Consider the following 20,571-nt stretch of genomic DNA (forward strand, 5'->3'; position numbering starts at 1 on the left):
TCACTGTATTCTTGGACAGGGGACGATGTTTTTTTTAGATTCATAAGGGTGACTAATTTTATGGTTTTTTAGTCAACCTTTTTCAGGACGAGACAATTTGATAAAAACCTTTCAAGAAATTGAAAGGTTTTTTATTTTTATCAAAACTTAAAAATGCAAGAACTGTCCCTGTCTTCAAAACTGAAGTACATTTTTTCTATTCCCGTTATTATTTCCGCCTTAGGCTATTTTGTAGATATTTATGACCTCCTTTTGTTCGGAATCGTTAGGATTCCCAGTTTAAAGGCATTGGGGCTTAATCCTGATGCAGACGGAACCTTTATTCTGAACTGCCAGATGGTTGGGCTGCTCATAGGAGGTGTTTTCTGGGGGATTTTCGGAGATAAAAAAGGGAGGCTTTCTGTTCTTTTTGGATCTATTTTAGTGTATTCATTAGCCAACATCGCCTGTGGCTTTCTTCCTTATTTTCCAAAAGAGCATTTGGTGTACCAATATGCCGGGTTAAGATTCATTGCAGGTATAGGGCTTGCCGGAGAGCTTGGAGCGGGAATTACGTTGGTTTCTGAAAGTCTGCCGAAGAACTTAAGGGCAATCGGAACATCGGTTGTTGCAGGATTCGGATTAATGGGTGCTGTGGTAGCGCAGCTTACCGTAGAACTGGCCGGAGGTTGGAATATCTCTTACATCATTGGCGGAATAATGGGAATCTTACTTTTGCTGTTAAGAATCAGCGTATCCGAATCCGGAATTTATAAGAATATTGTACATAAAAATGTTTCCAAGGGGAATTTTCTATCCTTTTTTACCAATAAAGACCGGTTGGTAAGATATTTAAAATGTATTGCGGTAGGATTACCTACATGGTACTGCATAGGGATTCTGGCTGTGTTAGCCAATCAGTTTGCTCCTGAATTAGGAATAAAGGATATTAACCCCGGAAAAGCAATTATGTGGGCTTATATAGGTATTTCTGTGGGTGATCTCTTGAGTGGTTTTATTTCCCATGCTTTAAAATCAAGGAAAATGGCTATCTTTTATATGCTGATCTTTACCCTGATAGGTGTAGCAATTATGTTATTCGGGAATACCAATACGGAAACAAAATATTACCTGTTTTGTGTATGGCTGGGATTTGGAACAGGATATTGGGCCATGTTTGTGACACTGGCGGCAGAACAGTTCGGAACGAATATCAGAAATACAGCAACCACCACCGTTCCCAATATGGTAAGAGGATTGGTGCCGGTAATGATATTTGCTTTTGATTCCCTTAAAGGTCATTTCGCGGTGGTGGAAAGTGCTGCCATAGTAGGAGTGGTAGTATTCGCGCTGGCATTTTATTCTTCACTTACCATTTCAGAAACCCACGACAGAGATCTTGAATTTACAGAATAATTTAAATTGTTTAATAAATAATATATTGATAATCCTTGTTTTGGATGTAATAATTAAGTTATAATCAATAATTTATTAATTTTTATATTGATTTTTGTTGCGAGTAATTAATATTTGTTTAACTTTGGGAAGTAACTAAAACTTTATTTTTAATCAAAACTAAACTACATGAACATTATGAAAAATGCTAAAAAACTGAGAAAACAAGACTTGAAAAATATTACTGGAGGAGTAAGCGGTAAGCCGGATTTATCTCTTTGCGGATGCAGCTGTTCTGGATCTGTAACTGGTCCTGATTATTGCTCAACATACATAGGCTGTCCACAGGTTTATACTTGTGGTGAGATCTAAGAAATTATTTCAATACGAAATAAACATTTCCACATTTAATATGCAAAAGCCTTTTGAAACTCCAAAAGGCTTTTGTTGTTCAAAGGTTTAGGCTGGATCTTATTATTTCCTTATCCCCCCAAAGCCACTACTGAAATCTGAGCTGAGGTAATGGAAGAAGTTCTGGTGTAATCAGTAGTAAGTTTGAAAGTATCACCAGGGTTTAAATATACTACATAGGTGAAATTCTGATTAGTTGATTGTGTTCCAGGAAGATATCCGTTGATTATAATATTTACGACAATGTTGTTGACTAATAAGCTAACAGCCGATGATCCATCAGTTGGATTATTCATACTGACATCTTTGTTTACGGTTGCTGTAATTTGATAATATCCCTGTTTTAAAGCTGTATATAAACCGGTAGCTGAGGCATAAGTAAAATTATTAAGAAGCGGATTGGTATTAAAAATAACAGTTGCTTGTAAGTTCGCAGCAATATTAGAGCTTTTTGTTGTTTTACTTCCTATTACCGAAGTGCTGGGAATAAATAAACTGCTTTTTACTTTTAATACCCCGTTGGGATCTGTAACGACCAATTTGTCTGTAGAATCAGTACTGATGTTTGAATTGATATCCCTTATTCTGATATTTCCACTGGCCACATCAATAGACTCTGTAGGCTGTGCTGTCTTTATACCTATCTGTGAAAAGGCAAGTCCAGGCAGTAATATAAATGACAGGTTTACAATTGTTTTTTTCATTTGTTGTTTTTTAGAAATAAAAATCATTCTGATTGCGAATTTATATAATACCTTCGAAAACGTAATAATAAAAACATACATCAAATATACATCACTTATCTATGATTTATTAATAGGTGCTTTTTTTGAATAATGATGTACATGAAGAGAAACAACTAGATCAAGAAAAAAATATAAACGACAGAGATAATTATCCTATAATATAGACCAGACTTCCTGTACTGATAACAACCCATAGAATTACTGCGACTAATAAAGGTTTTAATCCTATTGATCTCAACGTTTGAATAGAAAGGGTAGAACCAATGAAAAATAAGGTCAGATTCAATCCTGATTTTGCCAAAACTGTAATGGAAGCACTGAAACGGTCAAGAAACGGGAAGTAAGTATTCAAAAGAATCGCCACAATAAAATAACCAATAAACCACGGAATCTTTATTTTGGAATCCTTACTTTTAAAAATAAACATGGTAATCAACGAAACAGGGATGATCCATAAAGCACGGGCGAGTTTTACTGTAGTTGCAATTTTCAAAGCTTCATCTCCATACTTACCGGCGGCACCTACTACAGAACTTGTATCATGAATTCCTACTGCACACCAGAGTCCAAACTGTTCCTGGGAAAGATTCAGAAGATGCCCTACGGCAGGGTAAATGAATAATGCAATAGAATTTAGGGTAAAGACGATCGCCAGGGCAAGAGAGATCTGCTTGGTGCTTGGTTTAATAATAGGAGATACTGCTGCAATTGCGCTCCCTCCACAAATAGCTGTTCCAGCAGAGAGAAGATAGGATAAAGGTCTTTCCAGTTTAAATGCTTTTCCCAGCAAATACCCCAGAATCATGACTGTAAAAATACTTACAACCGTTAATAGTAAACCTTCTTTTCCTGCGTGAAGTGCTTCATCCAGTTTCAGCCCGAATCCCAGCCCAACAATTGAAATCTGCAACAGCAAATGGATATAATGATGCAGATGTTTTTCAAAAGGATTTCCTATGAGAACAGCCAGTACAAATCCTAAAATCAGGGCTATAGGTGAAGATATAAATGGTGTAAGACATAAAACTGCCAATACAATAAAAAAAACTTTCCGTATCGTTTCATTTTGAATGAAATCTTTCATAATGCGAATTTTTAAAATCTGCACCAAAATTCCGGAAAATAGTATTACAAAGTAAATCGTATTTTGTTATATTGGATAACTAGAAGTTATATCTTTGCTTATCACTTATCACTTATCACTTATCACTTATCACTTATCACTTATCACTTATCACTTATCACTTATCATTTATCATTTATCACCTGTCATTCTGCAAATCTCAGGAAAAGTTTGATAAGTTCAGACTGGTCTCCTTTAGGTAATATAAAATGAAAATCTCTTTCAATACTGAAATTTTTAATATCAATAACGGTCAATATATTGTTTTTAAGCTCATTCAGGATGGTGCTGATGGAAAGAAATGCCATACATTCCGAATGAAGAAGATAATTTTTAATACTTTCACTGCTTCCCAGCTGCATGACGGTATTCAGCTCATGGATATTAATTTCTTTTTCTCTGAGTCTGTTTTGTATAAACTCTAAAGTCCCGGAACCTTGCTCTCTGAAGATAAGATCCAGTTGATAGAGATCTTTTAAGTTTAAAGTTTTATGAGCAAGAGGATGATCTGACTTTGCTGCCAAAACAATTTCATCCGGCTTAAAAGTTTTATATTCAAAATAAGAAGACTGCGATTCTCCTTCAATGATACCCAGATCAATCTTTTCTTCTTTTAAAAGCGTTGAGATCGTTTCTGTATTTCCTGTAAGAAGTTCAATCTTAATATCTCTGTAATACGAATTGAATTTGGCTAAAATTTCCGGTAAAATATACTGTGCTACAGTTGTACTTGCCCCGATAATCAATTTTCCTTTATGCTGCTGACTGATCTGGCTGATCTCAAATTCCATGTCACGGTAGATATTTCTGATCTTCTCTGCATGCTCAAACAAAATTTTTCCGCTTTGGGTCAGTTGGATAGAAGTTCCTTTACGGTCAAATAATTTAGCGCCTATCTGAGTTTCAATCTCTTTAATATGTTTAGTAACAGCGGGTTGTGAAATATGCAGCTCTTCTGAAGCCTTAGTGAAGCTTAATCGCGTAGCCACCGTGTGGAAAACTTTTAATCTGTAATCGAACATGGGAGTAAAATTACGAATTAAAGTTGGAAATGGAGTGAGGGAATTGGTGAGTTTGAGAGTTGGAGAATTCGAGAGTTTTCGGGTTTCGGGATGCGAAATACGTACTTCGCATCCCTAAACCCGAAACCTTTATAAAAAATCCGAAATAGATCTGTCCTGCTGGTTTTCAAACCTACTGTTTTTTGCCTCTCCAATCTTCTGTTTTGTATAAATACTGTTATGTCCTGAGAGAAGATAAGAAACTACACAGGCGATGGCTACATACACACCAGATTCTGCTCCGAACAATTCAATTCCCATCAGCATACAGGCTAGTGGAGTATTGGTTGCTCCGGCAAATACAGCCACAAATCCCATTCCTGCCAATAATCCGAAAGGCAGAGGAATAAACAGAGACAAAGCACTGCCTAATGTAGCTCCGATAAAGAACAAAGGAGTAACTTCCCCACCTTTGAATCCAGCTGAAAGCGTCACAATCGTAAAGATCATTTTTAAAGCAAAATCATACAACGGAAGCTGCTTTTCAAAAGATTCTGCAATCACAGGAATTCCTAATCCAATATAGCGGGTTGTGTCCATTGCAAAAACGGCAAGTGCAATAATAATTCCTCCCACAACGGGACGAAACGGAGGATATTTGATTTTTGATTTGAAAACAGAACCCATCCAATGAATTATTTTGCTGAAAGCAGCGGCACAGATTCCGAAGGCTATTCCTGCAAGAATACTGTAGAGGATTGGCAGCAGTTCAAGTTTGGGTATAAAATCAATATGATAATGGGTGTGTTGTACATTCCAGAGATTGGTAGCCCAGTCCGCCAGAATTGCAGAAGCAAATGCCGGAAAGATAGCATTGTAGCGAATTCTTCCCATCAGAAAAACCTCAAGACCAAAAACAGCGCCGGCCAGTGGAGTTCCGAATACAGAACCAAATCCAGCTGCAATAGCTGCAATAATCAATATTTTTCTTTCGTTTCTGTCAAGTTTAAAAGGTCTGGTAAGCTGGTCGGCAATAGCCCCTGCCATTTGAAGTGCGGTTCCTTCACGGCCTGCTGAACCTCCGAAAAAATGAGTTACAATTGTCCCCAGATAAACAAAAGGTGCCATTTTGAAAGGAATGATTCCCTTAGGCTCATGGATTGTATCAATCAGCAAATTGTTTCCGGCCTCAACATCTTTTCCGAAATAATAATAGAGAAGTCCTATCAGAAATCCTGCAACAGGAAGTAAAGCAATCAGCCATAAATGATTTTCCCTGAAGTTCGTTGCCCATTCCAATGACTGAAGAAACCCTGCAGAAGCTGTTCCTGCCAAAGCACCAATAATGATACTGATACACAACCATTTTAAAATATAGAGAAACGCCGGAAATTTTCTGAAGAAAAAATGAGTGTGAAAAACTGCTTTTTTAACAAGTGTTGGTTGACTTTTTGACATAATACTCCTGATTAGTTATTTGTTAATAATCTTTTAATCAGGCGTCATCAGCTTTTGTAAAGCGGTTGGGTAAGGAAGAACACCATTTCCTTTGATAGTGCAAATATAAAAAGAAGAATTTGTTTTTCAAAAAGAATTTCTTGTTTGCTGGTTGTTTTTGGGCTACTGATTACCCAGAAACTTTAAATCTTAAACTTTGAACATTTAACATTTAACTTTCATCCTTAAACTCTCAAACCCAAACTCCGCATCTCACGTATTACAAAAAAGGCTTCATCTCATCTTCAATCTGTGTTCTCAGCTCCATCAGGCGCTTTGCATATATTTCCTGTTGTTTCTCTTCTTCTGTTTCCGGTGTCCATTTCGGTACAGGCAGCTTTTTTCCATTTTCATCTACAGCTACAAAAACGATGATACAGTGGGTTTTTTTCTCAAAGTTTGGCTGTTTCAGGTTTCTTGAAAAGACATTAATGGCGATATGCATGCTTGAAGTTCCGGTATAGATCACCTGTGCGTCTACTTTTACAACTTCACCAATTTTAATGGGATCATAAAAACGGATTCCACCTACATATACTGTGACAGAATAATTACCGCTCCAGGTTGTCGCGCATGCATAACCGGCCTGGTCAATCCATTTCATGACACTTCCTCCATGTACATTTCCTCCGTAATTAACATCTGAAGGTTCCGAAATAAACTGAAAAGTAATAGGCTTGTTCTGCATCTTTATAAAATTTGAATAAAGTTATTTAATAATTTCCAAAGTTTTAGATTAAATCCTACTTTTGAAAGACGAAACTTTCAATGAAAGGGAATTTTAACCAATAACAGATTTAGCAACAGTAATGAAGAAAGTATTTTATCTCAACACCTGTGATACCTGCAGAAAAATTTTAGCCCAATTTGATCTTACAGACTGGGAACTTCGCGAAATAAAAAAAGAACCTGTCACGAAAGAGGAATTGGCAGAAATGCATAAGAAAACAAAATCATACGAAGCATTGTTCAGCAAAAAATCTACTCAGATCAAATTGAGAGGACTGGATGTGAAATCACTGACAGAAAAAGATTTTAAAGAATTATTGCTGGATCACTATACATTCCTTAAAAGACCTGTCTTTATAACAGACAAAGAGATTTTTGTTGGAAATGATAAAAAGAATGTGGAAGAATTGCAGAAGTTCTTTGGGGTAAATGAATAAATTTAACCGGAGACTGATTTTGCAAATAATAAACCTTACAGGTTTTTAAGACCTATAAGGTTTGGATATAAACCCAAAAGAGGCTGTGAACAAATCACAGCCTCTTTTTTGCTATTTTTTTCAATTATACAAAAGGAGCTTTCACCACTTTTGCAGGAATGTTCTTGTTTCTTACCTGAATAAAGATCTCAGACCCTAATTTGAAGTGAGGTTTGTCCACATAAGCAAGGCCCAAACCTAGTTTTTTCATTGGAGACTGTGTTCCTGAAGTTACTTTTCCGATTACGTTTCCTTCTGCATCCACTACAGGATAGTCGTGTCTTGGAACTCCTTTATCTGTAAGTTCAAAACCTACTAATTTTCTTGTAATACCTTCTTCTTTCTGTTTTGCGAAAACATCTTTAGAAACGAAGTCTTTATCAAACTTAGTGATCCATCCTAAACCAGCTTCAATAGGAGAGGTAGTATCATCGATATCATTTCCGTACAGACAGAATCCTTTTTCTAATCTTAAAGTATCTCTGGCAGCCAATCCGCAAGGAATCATTCCTTCTTCTTTACCAGCTTCCATTACAGCATCCCAAAGTTTTTCAGCACTGGCATTGTTGAAATAAATCTCAAAACCTCCGCTTCCTGTGTATCCGGTGTTTGAAATGATCACATTATTTTCTCCTGCAACACTTCCTACAGTGAAATGATAGTAAGGGATTTCTGAAAGGTTTACATCTGTAAGTTTTTGAAGGATTTCAGTAGCTTTAGGCCCCTGAACTGCCAATAAAGACATCTCATCAGAAGCGTTGGTCATTTTAGCTCCGAAAGTGTTATATTTTGAAATATGATTCCAGTCTTTGTCGATGTTGGATGCATTTACTACCACAAAATATTTGTCATCTTCCATTTTGTAAACGATAAGGTCATCTACAATTCCTCCGTTTTCGTTCGGAAGACAAGAATACTGTGCTTTTCCGTTTTCAAGAGCATCTACATTATTGGTAGTTACCAATTGTAAAAGATCTTTTGAGCCTGGTCCTTCGATGAAAAACTGTCCCATGTGGGAAACATCAAATAATCCTGCTTTTTCTCTTACGGCAAAGTGCTCTTCTGTAACCCCTGAGTATTGAACAGGCATTTCAAAACCTGCGAAAGGTACGATCTTAGCTCCCAAAGAAACATGTTTGTCGTACAAGGCTGTTTTCTTCATATTTAATTTTTATTTCTTTATTTTAAAACTGTTAAAAGTCTCATTGAATAAGGTCATATAGTTTCCGTTCCAGAACTTCTGGCCACAATTGATGGAAACTAAATATAAGTTTTTGTCTTTCTGAAAAGCTTTGGTGATCCAGAACAGCTTCTCTTTTTCATCGAAATGTTCATAGAAATATTCTGTATACCCTTTCTGGCTCTTCTTTTCTTTTACTTTTTTCTCTTCATCATGGGATTGATAAAGGGCCAGGATGAATTTTTTTACTTCTTCCTTGGGCAGCGGAAGATCATGGTATTCCGAAATGGTAATAGCTCCGATCTGGCTGGTAGGGAAAATGTTGATAATCTCGCTGTCATTAGTGGATTTCCAGCCTTCAGGAACATTGATAGAGTAATTTGGAGTGTCAAATACACCTGCTTTTTGGGCAAAAAACAGACTTCCTGTCAAAAGAGCAGAAAAGAACAATATTTTTTTCATCATTAAAAATGGTGTTTATATTCTTCGAGGATGATTTTAAACCATTCCGTAAAATTTTCAGGATGTTCGGAAATTTCCTTGTCCAGCTCTTCCATGGAAATGAATCTTACTTCTTCCACTTCTTCTTTATTTAAATTGAAATCAGCTTCATGACTTCCCACAAACACATGATCCACCTCGTGTTCCCACAGACCACCGCCTACATCTGCTTTGTAAATAAAATTGAATTTTTCTGAAAGTTCCGCTTCAATTCCCAGTTCTTCCTTCAGCCTTCGTACCGCTCCTTCCTTATAAGTTTCCCCTTCTCGCGGGTGTGAGCAAACCGCATTGGTCCATTGGTTGGGAGAATGATACTTCCCTGAAGCCCTTTTCTGAAGAAGCATTTCTCCTTTACTGTTGAAAAGAAATACAGAAAAAGCACGGTGTAACAGGCCATTGATGTGAGCCTGCTGTTTTTCCATCAGTCCTAAAATTTCATCTTCAGGGTTTACTAAAACGACAAATTCTTCCATTCCTACAAATGTAAGAGTAATAAATGTATTTTGGAAATTTTTAGATAAACATCATGCTTTTTATAATAATGATAACAAGATAAAGGGAAACATAAAAAGTAACGGGTAAAATTATCATTCTCCGATTTGTTTTATCTGTAATCCTGATTTACTTTGAGGTTGTTTAAACTTTATATTCATTATTTTAACCACAAAAGACACAAAAGTTTTAAACACTTAAGTTTTCAGAACCAAGCCTTATGCTTAATATGTACACTCAGGTTTTGCGAAAATCTTTGCCTATTGAGCGAAGTCGAAATATTCCTCTTGTGTGAACTTTTCTGCGGTATCATTTTAAATTAAAACCTTTTGTGACTTTTGTGGTTGGGTAAAGTTTTAACAACTTTTTATTAAAAGAAAATTAAAAACGAAAAATTTTAACCATTTGCAGTTAAATAACGAATAAAATATTGATATTATTCTTTAAATAATAGTTTTTATAGTAAAATATTAACATAAAGCGAGATTATCATGCCTGATAGTTGTAAAAACGCTAACTTTGTTACTTAATATTTAATGATGGAATTAGAATACATTGAACACATTAGTCCTATTCTAAAGGATGGAATAAAAAATTACTTAATAGATATCGACGGAACCATTACTGATGACGTTCCCAATGAAGAGCCCGAAAGAATGGTTACCTGCGAACCATATCCTGATGCCCTGGAAACGATCAACAGATGGTATGACGAAGGACATCAGATCTGCTTTTTTACTTCAAGAACCGAAAATCTGAAACAAATCACAATCGACTGGCTGGATAAGAATGGCTTCAAATACCACAGCGTGCTTTGCGGAAAACCTAGAGGAGGAAATTATCACTGGATAGACAACCACCTGGTAAGAGCTACAAGATACAAAGGAAGATTTACGGATTTGGTAGAAAAACAAGTAACCATTGAAGTATTCAAAGAAGACGGAGAATAAAAATATAATTCAAAGATTTAAAGATTAAATGCGAACCTGTTCCTTTAATTTTTAAATCTTTCATTTTTTAATATACTTGATATTTTATGAAAGTTTTAGCAAACGACGGCCTGGATCAATCTGGAATAGATGCATTGACAGAAAAAGGCTTTGAAGTGATCACTACAAAAGTTCCACAGGAGTTTTTAGTAGATTATATTAATGAACACAAAATCCGCACATTATTGGTTAGAAGTGCTACACAGGTAAGAAAAGATATTATAGACGGATGTCCGTCCATCGACATTATTGGGAGAGGAGGTGTTGGTATGGATAATATTGACGTAGATTATGCAAGAGAAAAAGGAATCCATGTGATCAATACCCCTTCAGCTTCTTCGGAATCTGTGGCGGAGCTTGTTTTTGCCCATTTGTTTTCCGGGGCAAGATTCCTTCAGGATTCGAACAGAAGAATGCCGGTTGTAGGAGATACTGAATTTGCAGGTCTTAAAAAAGCATATGCTGCAGGTATCGAATTGAGAGGAAAAACCATTGGAATTGTAGGAATGGGAAGGATCGGTCAGGAAGTGGCAAGAATTGCTTTAGGACTTGGGATGAGAGTGGTTGCTGCTGATAATAATGTAGGAAGAGCAAGTATCAAAGTGAAATTTTACAACAATCAGTTCATCAATGTTGATATCGAAACAGAGCCGTTACAGGATGTTTTAAAACATTCAGATTTCATTACTTTACACGTTCCTGCACAGAAGGACGGTTACATGATCGGAAAGAATGAATTTGAAATCATGAAAGACGGAGTGGCTATTGTAAACTGTTCAAGAGGTGGGGTTATTGATGAAGCGGCTTTAATTGAGGCTTTGGACTCAGGCAAAGTAAGATTTGCCGGATTAGATGTTTTCATTAATGAGCCAACACCATCCAAAGAAATTCTTACTCATTCCAAAATCTCTCTTACCCCGCACACAGGAGCCTCTACTCTTGAAGCACAGGATCGAATAGGGCTTTCCCTTGCAGAGCAGATTTCAAGTATCTTACAGATTCAATAATTTGAAATGGATCATAAATAAAAGCACCTCGGTCTGCTAACCGAGGTGCTTTTTTATTTTAAACTGTTGTTTGCAGACTAGATATTTTTGCTTTTCAGCAAATCTCTGATCTCCATCAGTAATTTTTGATCTTCTGTAGGTCCGGCAGGAGCTGGAGCCTCTTTTTTGTTTACTTTATTGGCGAATTTAATGATCCAGAAAAGAACCATCGCAATACAAAGAAAACTGATTACTGCGGAAATAAAATTTCCATAAGCAACACCATTCCATGAAAGTTTTGAAATGTTTTCTGCACCGGCTGCTTTTAATGCCGGGTTGAGTATCAGAGGAGTGATTACATCTTCCACTAAAGAGGAAACAATTTTACCAAATGCTGCCCCAATGATCACACCGACAGCAAGATCGAGAACATTACCCTTAAAGGCAAACTCTTTAAATTCTTTTACAAATCCCATAATTTATATTTTTTTAATTAGCATAAACACAAAAATATAATTAAAAAATGTAAAAAACACTACGTTTTTATAGTTTTTTGTTCCCAAAATATTGAATTTTATGCAGAATTTCTATCATCTGTTTTAATGAATATGCCAACATTATATCAATACATTATTTCATTAATGATGACTTTTTATTTTTATTAATGACGTGATATCATAATAAAAAATCTTTTGTAATTTGCTTAAAAGTTTGTTTTACCTATGAAAGTTTTCACCGCAGAACAGATACGCAGCTGGGATCAGTTTACCATCTCCCATGAGCCTGTTTCTTCTATTCAATTAATGGAAAGAGCTTCAATGGCTGCAGCTCATTGGATTTCGGAGCACTGTAAAAACCATAAGAAACTTGCTGTATTCTGTGGTAACGGAAATAACGGAGGTGACGGCCTGGCTGTCGCAAGAATACTTTATCTGAAAGGTTTTGATGTGGATGTATTTGTTGGTGATTCCAAAAGGAAATTTTCAGAAGATGCTTCTGTAAATTTGAAAAGACTTCGCGATTTGTCGGGAATTTCGGTCAGAAAATTGAGCCCCGGTGAACACTATAATTTCGATGAGAAAACAATTATTGTAGATGCTCTTTTTGGAACAGGATTATCCAGACCATTGGAAGGAGATAATAAAAAGCTTGTTGAACAATTGAATAATAAAAAAAATAGTAAAATATCCATCGATATCCCTTCAGGATTGTCTGCAGATGGAATATTTGATGATAGTTCTGTTATTCTGAAAGCTGATTATACGTTGACTTTCCAATGTTGGAAAAGAACCTTTCTTCATCCTGAAACCGGAAAATATACAGGAAAAGTAGTACTGCTGGATATTGATTTAAGTAAAACATACGCAGAAACAACCGGTTCTGATTACTCTGTGATTGATGATCAGCTGATTGGTTCGATATTCATTCCGAGACAGGAATTTTCTCATAAAGGAACTTATGGTAAGGCAGTTATCGTAGGAGGCAGCTACGGAAAAATAGGAGCTGCAGTGCTGGCAACACGATCGGCGTTGAAAACAGGGGCAGGGCTTACCTTTACACTCGCTCCGGAATGTGGGTATGACATTTTGCAGCTCTCTTGTCCTGAGGCCATGTTTATAAAAGGAGGGGATACATTTATATTCAATTTTGAGACTGATAAAGATGTTACCTGTGGTGTAGGACCCGGTTTGGGAACTCATTCCGGAACAGAGAAAAGCTTTTTGAGTTTTTTGAAAAGCCATTCTCAGCCGTTGGTTCTGGATGCAGATGCGTTGAATATTATTTCAAAAGATCAGAAGAATTTGAAACTGATTCCCAAAAAATCAATCATAACCCCTCATCCGAAAGAGTTTGAGCGACTTTTCGGAAATACAGACAATTCTTTTAAAAGACTTGAACTGGCTAGAAAAAAGGCAAAAGAACTTAATCTTTATATCATTCTGAAAGATCATCACACGCAGATCATTACTCCGCATGGGAAGGTATTTTACAATATAACGGGAAATGCAGGGCTGGCAAAGGGCGGAAGCGGAGATATTCTTACCGGAATTCTTACTTCGCTGCTGGCCCAGAAATATTCCGAGGAAGAGACTTGTATTCTTGGTGTGTGGTTACATGGCAGAGCTGCGGATGTAGCTTCAGAAAAGCATTCAAAAGAATCGATGCTGCCTACTGATGTTATTGATGCGTTGGGGACTGTTTTTGAGGAACTGAACAGGAAAGCAGAAAGGAATCTGTAATAAGGCGAACAGACAAAGAAGTCAATGATTTTAAAATATTTAAAAAGGCAAATCTGTATTTTACAAATTTGCCTTTTTATTTTTTTATTGCTGAATAAAACGTTTAGTCTTCAATTATTCCGGCTTTGCGTTCTCTTCTTCTGTGATTTTAAATTTCTTGGAAACAATCATGATGACAACCCCTGCAATCATAAAAGGAATTGAAAGAACCTGACCTGTATTCAGACCTCCAATCTGGATAAACTCATCTCCCTGTGGCTCTTTAAGGAACTCTACAAAGAATCTGATAGCCCAAAGAATGATAAAGAACAGACCGAATAACCATCCCTGCTGATATTTTTTATCTGTTTTTCTGTAAAGTACCCACAATAAAATAAAGAGAAGAACATATCCTGCTGCCTCAAATAACTGGCTTGGATAACGGGGTACAGTAAGACCATACTCACTGCTCTGCTGCGGGAAAAGAAGAGCAAACGGAGAGTTGGGATCAGCTGGTTTACCAACAATTTCAGAGTTGAAAAAGTTCCCCATTCTTACAAATGCTCCTCCTAAAGCTACTACAATACCCAATCTGTCATATACCCAGAAAGGATTTTTCTTAATAATTTTAAATGAATAATACAGCGTAGTGAAAATCAAAGCAATGGTAGCTCCGTGGCTTGCCAATCCTGAAAATCCTGTAAACTTAAACCCGTTTTTTGTGCTGATGGGTAAAAATACGCTCCAGAAATCTTCTTTAAATAATTCCGGCTGATAAAAGATAACATGTCCTAATCTTGCTCCCAGAATAGTCCCGATTAATGTCCATGTGAACAGAGGTTCAAGGTATTTTTGATTCACATTATCAATCTTAAAGATTCTCATCATTAAAACATAGCCGAAACCAAATGCAAAAACAAACATCAAACTATAAAAGTGAAGCGTAAATGATCCAATGTGAATACCCTTTGAAGGATCCCATATTTTAAAAGAAGTTTTAAGCTCTACTTTATCAGAATCAGTGATAGGTTTTACAGATTTTACAGCATATTTAAAAGTGGTGATGTTTTCTTTGGTAACACCGGTATCAATCAGTTTAAAATTTTTATCGAAAAACTGATATTTTGAATCTTTGTACTTTGCTAAAGTGGAAGCTCCATAATTATAATAAGCAGGTTCAAAACTAGATTCATTAAGGATGACAACAAAAGACTGGTTCTTATCTGATTCTCTGTCCGGAAAAGCCGTAAGGTCTCCCATCTCTGTAGTAGAATAGATTTTTACAGGAATATTGCTTCCATTGATATCTAAAGTTCCGTCAGATAAACCCCCAGGGTATTCCTGTGCAAAAAGAAGCTGCGTTGTAAACGCAAACAGCACAAGATAAATTCTGAAAAAGATAGTATTCATTTTTCTATTGATTTAATAGTTTGATTATTGACATTTATGTTTGGGTGGAACAGGATCATAACCGCTTCCTCCCCAAGGATGGCATCTTAAAATTCTTTTAAATCCCAGCCAGAAACCTTTAAAAACACCATGTACCTGAAGGGACTCAATCATATAATGAGAACAGGTAGGTTCGTAACGGCAGTTTTTGGGAAGTAAGGGCGAGATGAACCATTGGTAAAATTTGATCAAAATTACCAGCGGAAATGTAATGATTTTATTGAATGTAAGTTTCAAAACAATGCAAAAATAGGGTAAAAAAATGAAAATTAGTTTAAATTTGTTATAAGTTTCGGAGATCAGAAATCCGGACATTGATCTTAAAAAAAGAATTACTTTGAATCAAAATATTCCATTAGCTGAAAAATTAAGACCTAAAACCCTTAACGATGTATTGGGACAGGAGCACCTTACCGGCGATAAAGGAACAATCAGAAAAATGATTGAAAATAATACCCTCAATTCACTGATATTCTGGGGACCTCCCGGAACAGGAAAAACTACGCTGGCTGAAATTATCTCAGAACATTCTGGGAGGAAGTTTTATAAACTTTCGGCAGTTTCTTCAGGGGTAAAAGACGTAAGGGATGTAATTGAAGATGCCAAAAAACAGAATCTGTTCTCTGGGAAATCACCTATCTTATTTATTGATGAGATTCACCGGTTTAATAAGTCGCAGCAGGATTCATTATTACATGCAGTAGAGAAAGGATGGATTGTTTTGATTGGAGCAACTACCGAGAATCCAAGTTTTGAGGTGGTCTCGGCACTCCTGTCAAGAAGCCAGGTCTATGTTTTAAAAGCCTTAAGCTACGAAAAGCTGGAGGAGCTAATTGATATCGCTTCAGAAAGATACAATAAAGATGAAGGAACAGATTTTACAATCCTTGAAAAAGAAGCTTTCATCCAGTATTCCGGCGGTGATGCGAGAAAACTGATCAATTCCGTAGAACTGGTTTTGAATCAATATAAAAATTCCGGGACAACAGAAATTATTAATTCTGATGTACTGGAAGTTTTGCAGGAGACAATGGCTCTTTATGATAAAAACGGAGAACAGCATTATGATATCATTTCAGCTTTTATCAAATCTATGCGTGGAGGTGATCCGAACGGAGCGGTGTATTGGCTGGCCAGAATGATTGCCGGAGGAGAAGATATTAAGTTTATTGCAAGGAGAATGCTTATTTTGGCAGCTGAAGATGTGGGTTTGGCTAATCCCAATGCTTTGGTGGTTGCCAACAGCTGTTTTCAGGCGATTAATGTAATCGGGAATCCTGAAGCAAGGATTATATTAAGTGAAACAGCGGTGTATCTGGCGGTTTCACCTAAAAGCAATTCTGCATATATGGCTATCAATGAGGCTTTAGCTTTGGTAAAACAGACGGGAAATCTGCCTGTGCCGCTTCATTTGAGAAATGCGCCTACCAAACTAATGAAAGATCTGGATTATGGAAAAGAATATAAATATGCCCATTCCTACGAAGGAAACTTTGTAGAACAGGATTTTCTTCCGGAAGAAATAAGAAATGTCAAACTGTACGAACCGGGAAATAATGCTACGGAGAAGAAAATCTATGAGGAACTCAAGAAAAAATGGAACAATAAATATTAAAATAAAAAGGATGCTGTTTTTTAGCATCCTTTTTTATAGTATTCAATTATTCGGTAGTATAAATAAATAATGTTTTCTTACCGTTATAATCTTTTGTTTCTGTCCTTTTTTTGATTTCAGGATAGATCATAGTGTTGGTATCCGTAAATTCATATCCTTCAATAAATACCGGATTGTCTGCCGGAATATTGTATTGTACGTTGATGGACGATAATGGCATTCTGTCCAGAATATTTTCTCCGTTTTTGAACTTATATTCGGTAACTCCTTTTGTAAAAACAGAACTGTATTTTTTTAAACTTTGGGGAAAGCCTGAGGGAGTATTGTATACTTTTAAAACCTGTAATGCGTTCTTTTTTGTATTGAATAATTCTACTGTCCCAATGGCGTTATCAGCCACTGCGAACTTCACAGCAGGATTTTTTTGCTGGGCAAATAGAGCAGCTGAGGACAGGAGTAAAAAAGAATAGAGTAATTTTTTCATAATCAGAATATGTAACTGTTAAAAACGTGATAAATATAGTTATTTTTTGTAAAATTTGAATAAAATATTGAATTGTTTTAAATATTATTTAGAAATAAAAACTTTTACCATTATTGTTAGTCTGTGCTTTCTTCCTTTTTATCTTTTTTATCCACCATATTTCTGATCATGTTTTTCAGGCGCTGAAAAGTGAAAGAGCTTAGCAATAAAATAATTCCGAGAATAATAAAGGCGCTGATTCTTGAAATATTATCCATCTGCCACACATCGTAACCATAAAGTTTTAATACCATAAGGCCTACCAATGCAAAGCCAATCTTGTTGTATTCCTGAATATTCTTTTTCAAGCCGGTATAAATAAAGATGCTGGCAAGAATTGTCCATATAATAGGAAGATAAAGAATATTGAAATGTTCACTTGCTTTGTAAGAATGAGGAAGGTCATTGGAGGTCATTAAAATATAAGCATGATGAAATTCGCAACTTACAGAGATAATGAGTGCTAAAGATAGCATCCAGTAAGAAACCTGTTGTTTGTGGAACGCTGAAGAAGGAATAATCCTGTACCATACATATATAAAAGGAATCCATTGTAGCAGATGCAGGAAATAAAAACTTAAATGGAGTGTCTTTGTTAAGATAGCCGTCACAACGGGAAGCGTAGATACAGAGGTGTTTATTGCAATCAGGAAAAAAAACAGATACATCAGTATATTTTGGATGTCGTTTCTGATGTTCAGTAGTTTTCTGAAAAGCAATAAAACAAAAATATAATAAATACTGAATAAAAGTCCTGTGCTGGCAACGGCTGACCATGGCATTTCTGAAACATGGTACGTAATCTCAAGAAGGAAAGCGATGTAAATGACCCCATAGCTAATCACCGTAATAAGATCTTCAAAAAAGTTACTCTCTTTTCCATTGGACTCTTTGGAGAAGTTCCTTAATAAATACAAATTAATTATTATGGAAACAATGGTAAACGAACTGGTGATAAACGGAGGATTGAATATGATATTGAGATCTTTTGTTTCAAAATAATCAGTCCATGTTACGAGCTGGGCAATCATCACTAATGGAAACAGGATATAAAAGAAAATCTTGAAAATCTTCTGACCGGTTTTTTTCCAGATAAAAAGAAGAAGAGTAGTTTCTATTGCCCAAATGCTGGTAATGAGGTGGGTTTTAAACTGAATAGCAACTGCAATTGTAATAAGACTGGTAACAAGTCCTGCGAATACGGAATAGGCAACTCCGGAATCTTTCCGTTTATATTCTCTAAACAGCAGAACAGAATTGACAGCAGTAAAGATAAGAGGAAAAATAATGGGAGGTTCGTATTTTAATGTATCAAAAATATAAAGCAGCCCCAGAATACTTGAAAAATTAGCGAGAGCAAGTATTAAAATATCTGAGGTTGAAAGTATATTTCTTTTGAAATAGTCATTCAGGGCAAAAATGTAGAAAATTGCATAACTGATAAGATAAAAGGTGATGTTTAAAAGCTCAGGGCTTTTATGAGTCCAGGATAGAAGATAACCTGTGGTAAAAATATAAGCTGTCCATCCCACGCTTTTCCAGTGCTGCAGAAAAGAGGCGGCCAGCATTCCGGTATTTAAAAGAGTAATATAAATAAAAAGGAAAAGATAGTTACTTTGTCCTGTGCTTATCATGAGAGGAGCTGCAAAACCTCCTATGAGCGAAAAGATAATCAGTACTTCACTTTTATAATAATAGGATAGAATAATAGAGGCTGCAGTAATCAGTACCGTGATGATAAATGCCGTATTCTGGGTAAACAGATGGTATTCACGGAAGGCAATGGTGGCAGTGAAATACAGAACAGCAACACCACCTCCTGTAATGATGGAAGAAAAGGCCTGGTAATTTTTTCTGAGAAAATGGGCGGTTATGATAATTCCTGCACCGGTACAAAAACCAATTCCTGCTCTTGCTGCTTCACCAATCCAGTTTTTATCAATGGCATATTTTACAAAATAACCGATTCCGAGAACAAGTGTGAAAATACCAATAATGGTAAGCGCATTTTGTTTTAAAAAATCAAAAACAGGAGTGAGCCGGTCTTTTTGACCTGTTGTTGGAAGTTTTTCACTTTCTTCGCCGTGCTTTATGTTTTCAAAATGAACCTGTTGAGGCTGTCCTTGTTGTGGGATAAATGTCTCTTCCGTTGAAGTTTTCTCAGAGATTACTTCAGTCTGAGCCGGAGGGATATTATTGATTTTATAATTAAGATCTGAAATCTCCTTCTCCAATTTTCTGATTTTGGTATTCAGATTATTGAAAATAATGAAGATAATTATAAAGATGATGACCGCAACAAATTCATTCATTTCATTAGTTTTATCAAATATAAAGAAATGTTTTGTATGCTATTAAAAAAATTAACCCATCGTGGTATAAACGATGGGCTAAATGGTATAGATAACTAACAATATGTTTTTACTAGTTTGATACTTTATAAATGTAGAAGGATGCAATACTGGATCCTAATAATCCTGCTGAAACAATACCGGAATCTACAATTCCGAAAGATACTTTGTCACCTGCCTGAAATGAATACAAAGAATTAATACTGGAATCGGAAAGTGTTAAGTTAACTGCTAATGCAAGATTAACACCGCTGAACGGACGTGTGTCTATAAGAGTTGTTATTCCGGATCTGGTTCTTGCAATTGCGATACCAGGAGCTCCTGATAATAAAGAAGCTTGTAATCCTGTTCCATATCTGAATGCGAACCCAACAGCATATACTCCAGTGGATGGAATATTATAAGAACCGTCAGCATTGGTAAACAAAGCAGCGCTTCCTATAGTTCTATCAGTTTGTACAAAGCTTACAGGTTGAAAATCAGAAGGTAAAACTCCTAGATTCAAGAGCGTTATACCTGTTGTTTTTTTTGCGGAATAGACAGAAGTATTGGTTCCTGCAGCGGCTGTTATTAAGGATGGATCCATGGAGAAAACCTGATTAGTTCCCTGATTGAGTGCTAAAATTTGATATCCCGGTAGTGCTGTAGCTGCAGGGGTAACACGAACTTTCATAGTTCCATTTACGTCTAAGGTTGCGGATGGGCTAGCTGTATTGATACCAACTTGCGAGAATAATAGTAACGCAGCACATGCTAACATTAAGCTGTAAAGTTTAGTTTTCATGATCAATATTTTAATTAGTTGCTAGACAAATATACAACAAAAACCATACCCTGAATTGTTGTATTTGTAATATTTGTATTAATATAATGTGATATTTTTAAACATATGTTTATATTTTGATTAAT

At 36.0% G+C, this 20,571-nt stretch carries 21 protein-coding genes and 1 riboswitch; of the genes, 7 read left to right on the plus strand and 14 right to left on the minus strand.

What is annotated here, in order from left to right:
- The first annotated feature begins 153 nt into the window (after window positions 1-153).
- Complete coding sequence (locus BW946_RS00005; RefSeq protein WP_076594212.1) at window positions 154-1,395, plus strand: MFS transporter; 1,242 nt, start codon at window positions 154-156, stop codon at window positions 1,393-1,395.
- A 168-nt stretch (window positions 1,396-1,563) separates the two neighbouring features.
- Window positions 1,564-1,746, plus strand: coding sequence for a hypothetical protein (locus BW946_RS00010; protein ID WP_076594213.1), 183 nt, complete (start codon window positions 1,564-1,566; stop codon window positions 1,744-1,746).
- Window positions 1,747-1,856: 110 nt separating this feature from the next.
- On the opposite strand, the gene BW946_RS00015 is transcribed toward BW946_RS00010, so the two are convergent.
- From BW946_RS00015 to BW946_RS00035, 5 genes are all read right to left on the minus strand, one after another.
- The gene (locus BW946_RS00015; protein ID WP_139325940.1) at window positions 1,857-2,489 is read right to left on the minus strand and encodes a hypothetical protein; all 633 of its coding nucleotides are present in this window, start codon (window positions 2,487-2,489) and stop codon (window positions 1,857-1,859) included.
- A gap of 190 nt (window positions 2,490-2,679) precedes the next feature.
- Window positions 2,680-3,615, minus strand: a complete 936-nt coding sequence (locus BW946_RS00020) for a YeiH family protein (RefSeq protein ID WP_076594215.1) — start codon at window positions 3,613-3,615, stop codon at window positions 2,680-2,682.
- Window positions 3,616-3,800: 185 nt separating this feature from the next.
- On the minus strand, window positions 3,801-4,676 hold the full coding sequence (locus tag BW946_RS00025; RefSeq protein WP_076594216.1) for a LysR family transcriptional regulator: 876 nt from the start codon (window positions 4,674-4,676) through the stop codon (window positions 3,801-3,803).
- A 129-nt stretch (window positions 4,677-4,805) separates the two neighbouring features.
- Window positions 4,806-6,113, minus strand: coding sequence for a voltage-gated chloride channel family protein (locus BW946_RS00030; protein ID WP_170872030.1), 1,308 nt, complete (start codon window positions 6,111-6,113; stop codon window positions 4,806-4,808).
- Window positions 6,114-6,144: 31 nt separating this feature from the next.
- Window positions 6,145-6,212: riboswitch (Fluoride riboswitch) on the minus strand.
- A gap of 160 nt (window positions 6,213-6,372) precedes the next feature.
- Entirely contained in the window at window positions 6,373-6,840 is a 468-nt protein-coding gene (locus BW946_RS00035; RefSeq protein WP_047423514.1) for an acyl-CoA thioesterase, read from the minus strand.
- Between the two features lie 121 nt (window positions 6,841-6,961).
- On the opposite strand from BW946_RS00035, the gene BW946_RS00040 reads away from it, so the two are divergent.
- Entirely contained in the window at window positions 6,962-7,318 is a 357-nt protein-coding gene (locus tag BW946_RS00040; RefSeq protein WP_076594217.1) for an arsenate reductase family protein, read from the plus strand.
- Between the two features lie 124 nt (window positions 7,319-7,442).
- On the opposite strand, the gene gcvT is transcribed toward BW946_RS00040, so the two are convergent.
- The 3 genes from gcvT to idi are packed head-to-tail and all read right to left on the minus strand — an operon-like array spanning window position 7,443 to window position 9,511.
- Complete coding sequence (gcvT, locus tag BW946_RS00045) at window positions 7,443-8,519, minus strand: glycine cleavage system aminomethyltransferase GcvT (RefSeq protein WP_076594218.1); 1,077 nt, start codon at window positions 8,517-8,519, stop codon at window positions 7,443-7,445.
- A gap of 9 nt (window positions 8,520-8,528) precedes the next feature.
- Complete coding sequence (locus BW946_RS00050; protein WP_076594219.1) at window positions 8,529-9,002, minus strand: hypothetical protein; 474 nt, start codon at window positions 9,000-9,002, stop codon at window positions 8,529-8,531.
- The gene (gene idi, locus BW946_RS00055; RefSeq protein WP_076594220.1) at window positions 9,002-9,511 is read right to left on the minus strand and encodes an isopentenyl-diphosphate Delta-isomerase; all 510 of its coding nucleotides are present in this window, start codon (window positions 9,509-9,511) and stop codon (window positions 9,002-9,004) included. Before idi ends, BW946_RS00050 begins: the two co-directional genes overlap by 1 nt.
- A 558-nt stretch (window positions 9,512-10,069) precedes the next feature.
- Here idi and BW946_RS00060 point away from each other — a divergent pair.
- Together BW946_RS00060 and BW946_RS00065 are read left to right on the plus strand one after the other, a co-directional pair.
- Window positions 10,070-10,480 carry an LNS2 domain-containing protein gene (locus BW946_RS00060; RefSeq protein WP_076594524.1) on the plus strand — a complete coding sequence of 137 codons (411 nt, stop codon included), beginning with the start codon at window positions 10,070-10,072 and terminating at the stop codon, window positions 10,478-10,480.
- Between the two features lie 86 nt (window positions 10,481-10,566).
- A complete protein-coding gene (locus tag BW946_RS00065) occupies window positions 10,567-11,526 on the plus strand; it encodes a D-2-hydroxyacid dehydrogenase (RefSeq protein ID WP_076594221.1) in 960 nt (319 codons plus the stop codon).
- A 77-nt stretch (window positions 11,527-11,603) separates the two neighbouring features.
- Here the strand turns inward: BW946_RS00065 and mscL are convergent, their stop codons facing one another.
- A complete protein-coding gene (mscL, locus tag BW946_RS00070) occupies window positions 11,604-11,981 on the minus strand; it encodes a large conductance mechanosensitive channel protein MscL (RefSeq protein ID WP_076594222.1) in 378 nt (125 codons plus the stop codon).
- A 246-nt stretch (window positions 11,982-12,227) separates the two neighbouring features.
- Here mscL and BW946_RS00075 point away from each other — a divergent pair, with 246 nt between their 5' ends.
- Window positions 12,228-13,745, plus strand: coding sequence for a bifunctional ADP-dependent NAD(P)H-hydrate dehydratase/NAD(P)H-hydrate epimerase (locus tag BW946_RS00075; protein ID WP_076594223.1), 1,518 nt, complete (start codon window positions 12,228-12,230; stop codon window positions 13,743-13,745).
- 114 nt (window positions 13,746-13,859) lie between these two features.
- Here the strand turns inward: BW946_RS00075 and lgt are convergent, their stop codons facing one another.
- Together lgt and yidD are read right to left on the minus strand one after the other, a co-directional pair.
- On the minus strand, window positions 13,860-14,708 hold the full coding sequence (lgt, locus tag BW946_RS00080; RefSeq protein ID WP_076594525.1) for a prolipoprotein diacylglyceryl transferase: 849 nt from the start codon (window positions 14,706-14,708) through the stop codon (window positions 13,860-13,862).
- A gap of 450 nt (window positions 14,709-15,158) precedes the next feature.
- Entirely contained in the window at window positions 15,159-15,410 is a 252-nt protein-coding gene (yidD, locus tag BW946_RS00085) for a membrane protein insertion efficiency factor YidD (RefSeq protein WP_034695943.1), read from the minus strand.
- A gap of 100 nt (window positions 15,411-15,510) precedes the next feature.
- On the opposite strand from yidD, the gene BW946_RS00090 reads away from it, so the two are divergent.
- A complete protein-coding gene (locus tag BW946_RS00090; RefSeq protein ID WP_076594224.1) occupies window positions 15,511-16,788 on the plus strand; it encodes a replication-associated recombination protein A in 1,278 nt (425 codons plus the stop codon).
- A 46-nt stretch (window positions 16,789-16,834) separates the two neighbouring features.
- Here BW946_RS00090 and BW946_RS00095 read toward each other — a convergent pair whose 3' ends face one another.
- The 3 genes from BW946_RS00095 to BW946_RS00105 all read right to left on the minus strand — a co-directional run bounded on the left by BW946_RS00095 (window position 16,835) and on the right by BW946_RS00105 (window position 20,446).
- On the minus strand, window positions 16,835-17,272 hold the full coding sequence (locus BW946_RS00095) for a hypothetical protein (RefSeq protein WP_076594225.1): 438 nt from the start codon (window positions 17,270-17,272) through the stop codon (window positions 16,835-16,837).
- A gap of 116 nt (window positions 17,273-17,388) precedes the next feature.
- A complete protein-coding gene (locus BW946_RS00100; RefSeq protein WP_076594226.1) occupies window positions 17,389-19,623 on the minus strand; it encodes a DUF2339 domain-containing protein in 2,235 nt (744 codons plus the stop codon).
- 112 nt (window positions 19,624-19,735) lie between these two features.
- On the minus strand, window positions 19,736-20,446 hold the full coding sequence (locus BW946_RS00105; protein WP_076594227.1) for a hypothetical protein: 711 nt from the start codon (window positions 20,444-20,446) through the stop codon (window positions 19,736-19,738).
- Window positions 20,447-20,571: the final 125 nt, after the last annotated feature.

This window comes from Chryseobacterium sp. RU33C, from assembly GCF_900156015.1.
GTDB lineage: Bacteria > Bacteroidota > Bacteroidia > Flavobacteriales > Weeksellaceae > Chryseobacterium > Chryseobacterium candidae.

Excerpts from the sequence above, each read along its gene's own strand:
- BW946_RS00060 (WP_076594524.1), top strand. The coding sequence starts at position 10,070 with ATGGAATTAGAATACATTGAACACATTAGTCCTATTCTAAAGGATGGA.
- mscL (WP_076594222.1), bottom strand. The coding sequence starts at position 11,981 with ATGGGATTTGTAAAAGAATTTAAAGAGTTTGCCTTTAAGGGTAATGTT.
- BW946_RS00005 (WP_076594212.1), top strand. The coding sequence starts at position 154 with ATGCAAGAACTGTCCCTGTCTTCAAAACTGAAGTACATTTTTTCTATT.
- BW946_RS00105 (WP_076594227.1), bottom strand. The coding sequence starts at position 20,446 with ATGAAAACTAAACTTTACAGCTTAATGTTAGCATGTGCTGCGTTACTA.
- BW946_RS00100 (WP_076594226.1), bottom strand. The coding sequence starts at position 19,623 with ATGAATGAATTTGTTGCGGTCATCATCTTTATAATTATCTTCATTATT.
- gcvT (WP_076594218.1), bottom strand. The coding sequence starts at position 8,519 with ATGAAGAAAACAGCCTTGTACGACAAACATGTTTCTTTGGGAGCTAAG.
- BW946_RS00020 (WP_076594215.1), bottom strand. The coding sequence starts at position 3,615 with ATGAAAGATTTCATTCAAAATGAAACGATACGGAAAGTTTTTTTTATT.
- BW946_RS00025 (WP_076594216.1), bottom strand. The coding sequence starts at position 4,676 with ATGTTCGATTACAGATTAAAAGTTTTCCACACGGTGGCTACGCGATTA.
- BW946_RS00010 (WP_076594213.1), top strand. The coding sequence starts at position 1,564 with ATGAACATTATGAAAAATGCTAAAAAACTGAGAAAACAAGACTTGAAA.
- BW946_RS00040 (WP_076594217.1), top strand. The coding sequence starts at position 6,962 with ATGAAGAAAGTATTTTATCTCAACACCTGTGATACCTGCAGAAAAATT.
- BW946_RS00075 (WP_076594223.1), top strand. The coding sequence starts at position 12,228 with ATGAAAGTTTTCACCGCAGAACAGATACGCAGCTGGGATCAGTTTACC.
- BW946_RS00015 (WP_139325940.1), bottom strand. The coding sequence starts at position 2,489 with ATGAAAAAAACAATTGTAAACCTGTCATTTATATTACTGCCTGGACTT.
- BW946_RS00065 (WP_076594221.1), top strand. The coding sequence starts at position 10,567 with ATGAAAGTTTTAGCAAACGACGGCCTGGATCAATCTGGAATAGATGCA.
- BW946_RS00095 (WP_076594225.1), bottom strand. The coding sequence starts at position 17,272 with ATGAAAAAATTACTCTATTCTTTTTTACTCCTGTCCTCAGCTGCTCTA.
- BW946_RS00035 (WP_047423514.1), bottom strand. The coding sequence starts at position 6,840 with ATGCAGAACAAGCCTATTACTTTTCAGTTTATTTCGGAACCTTCAGAT.
- BW946_RS00050 (WP_076594219.1), bottom strand. The coding sequence starts at position 9,002 with ATGATGAAAAAAATATTGTTCTTTTCTGCTCTTTTGACAGGAAGTCTG.
- BW946_RS00030 (WP_170872030.1), bottom strand. The coding sequence starts at position 6,113 with ATGTCAAAAAGTCAACCAACACTTGTTAAAAAAGCAGTTTTTCACACT.
- idi (WP_076594220.1), bottom strand. The coding sequence starts at position 9,511 with ATGGAAGAATTTGTCGTTTTAGTAAACCCTGAAGATGAAATTTTAGGA.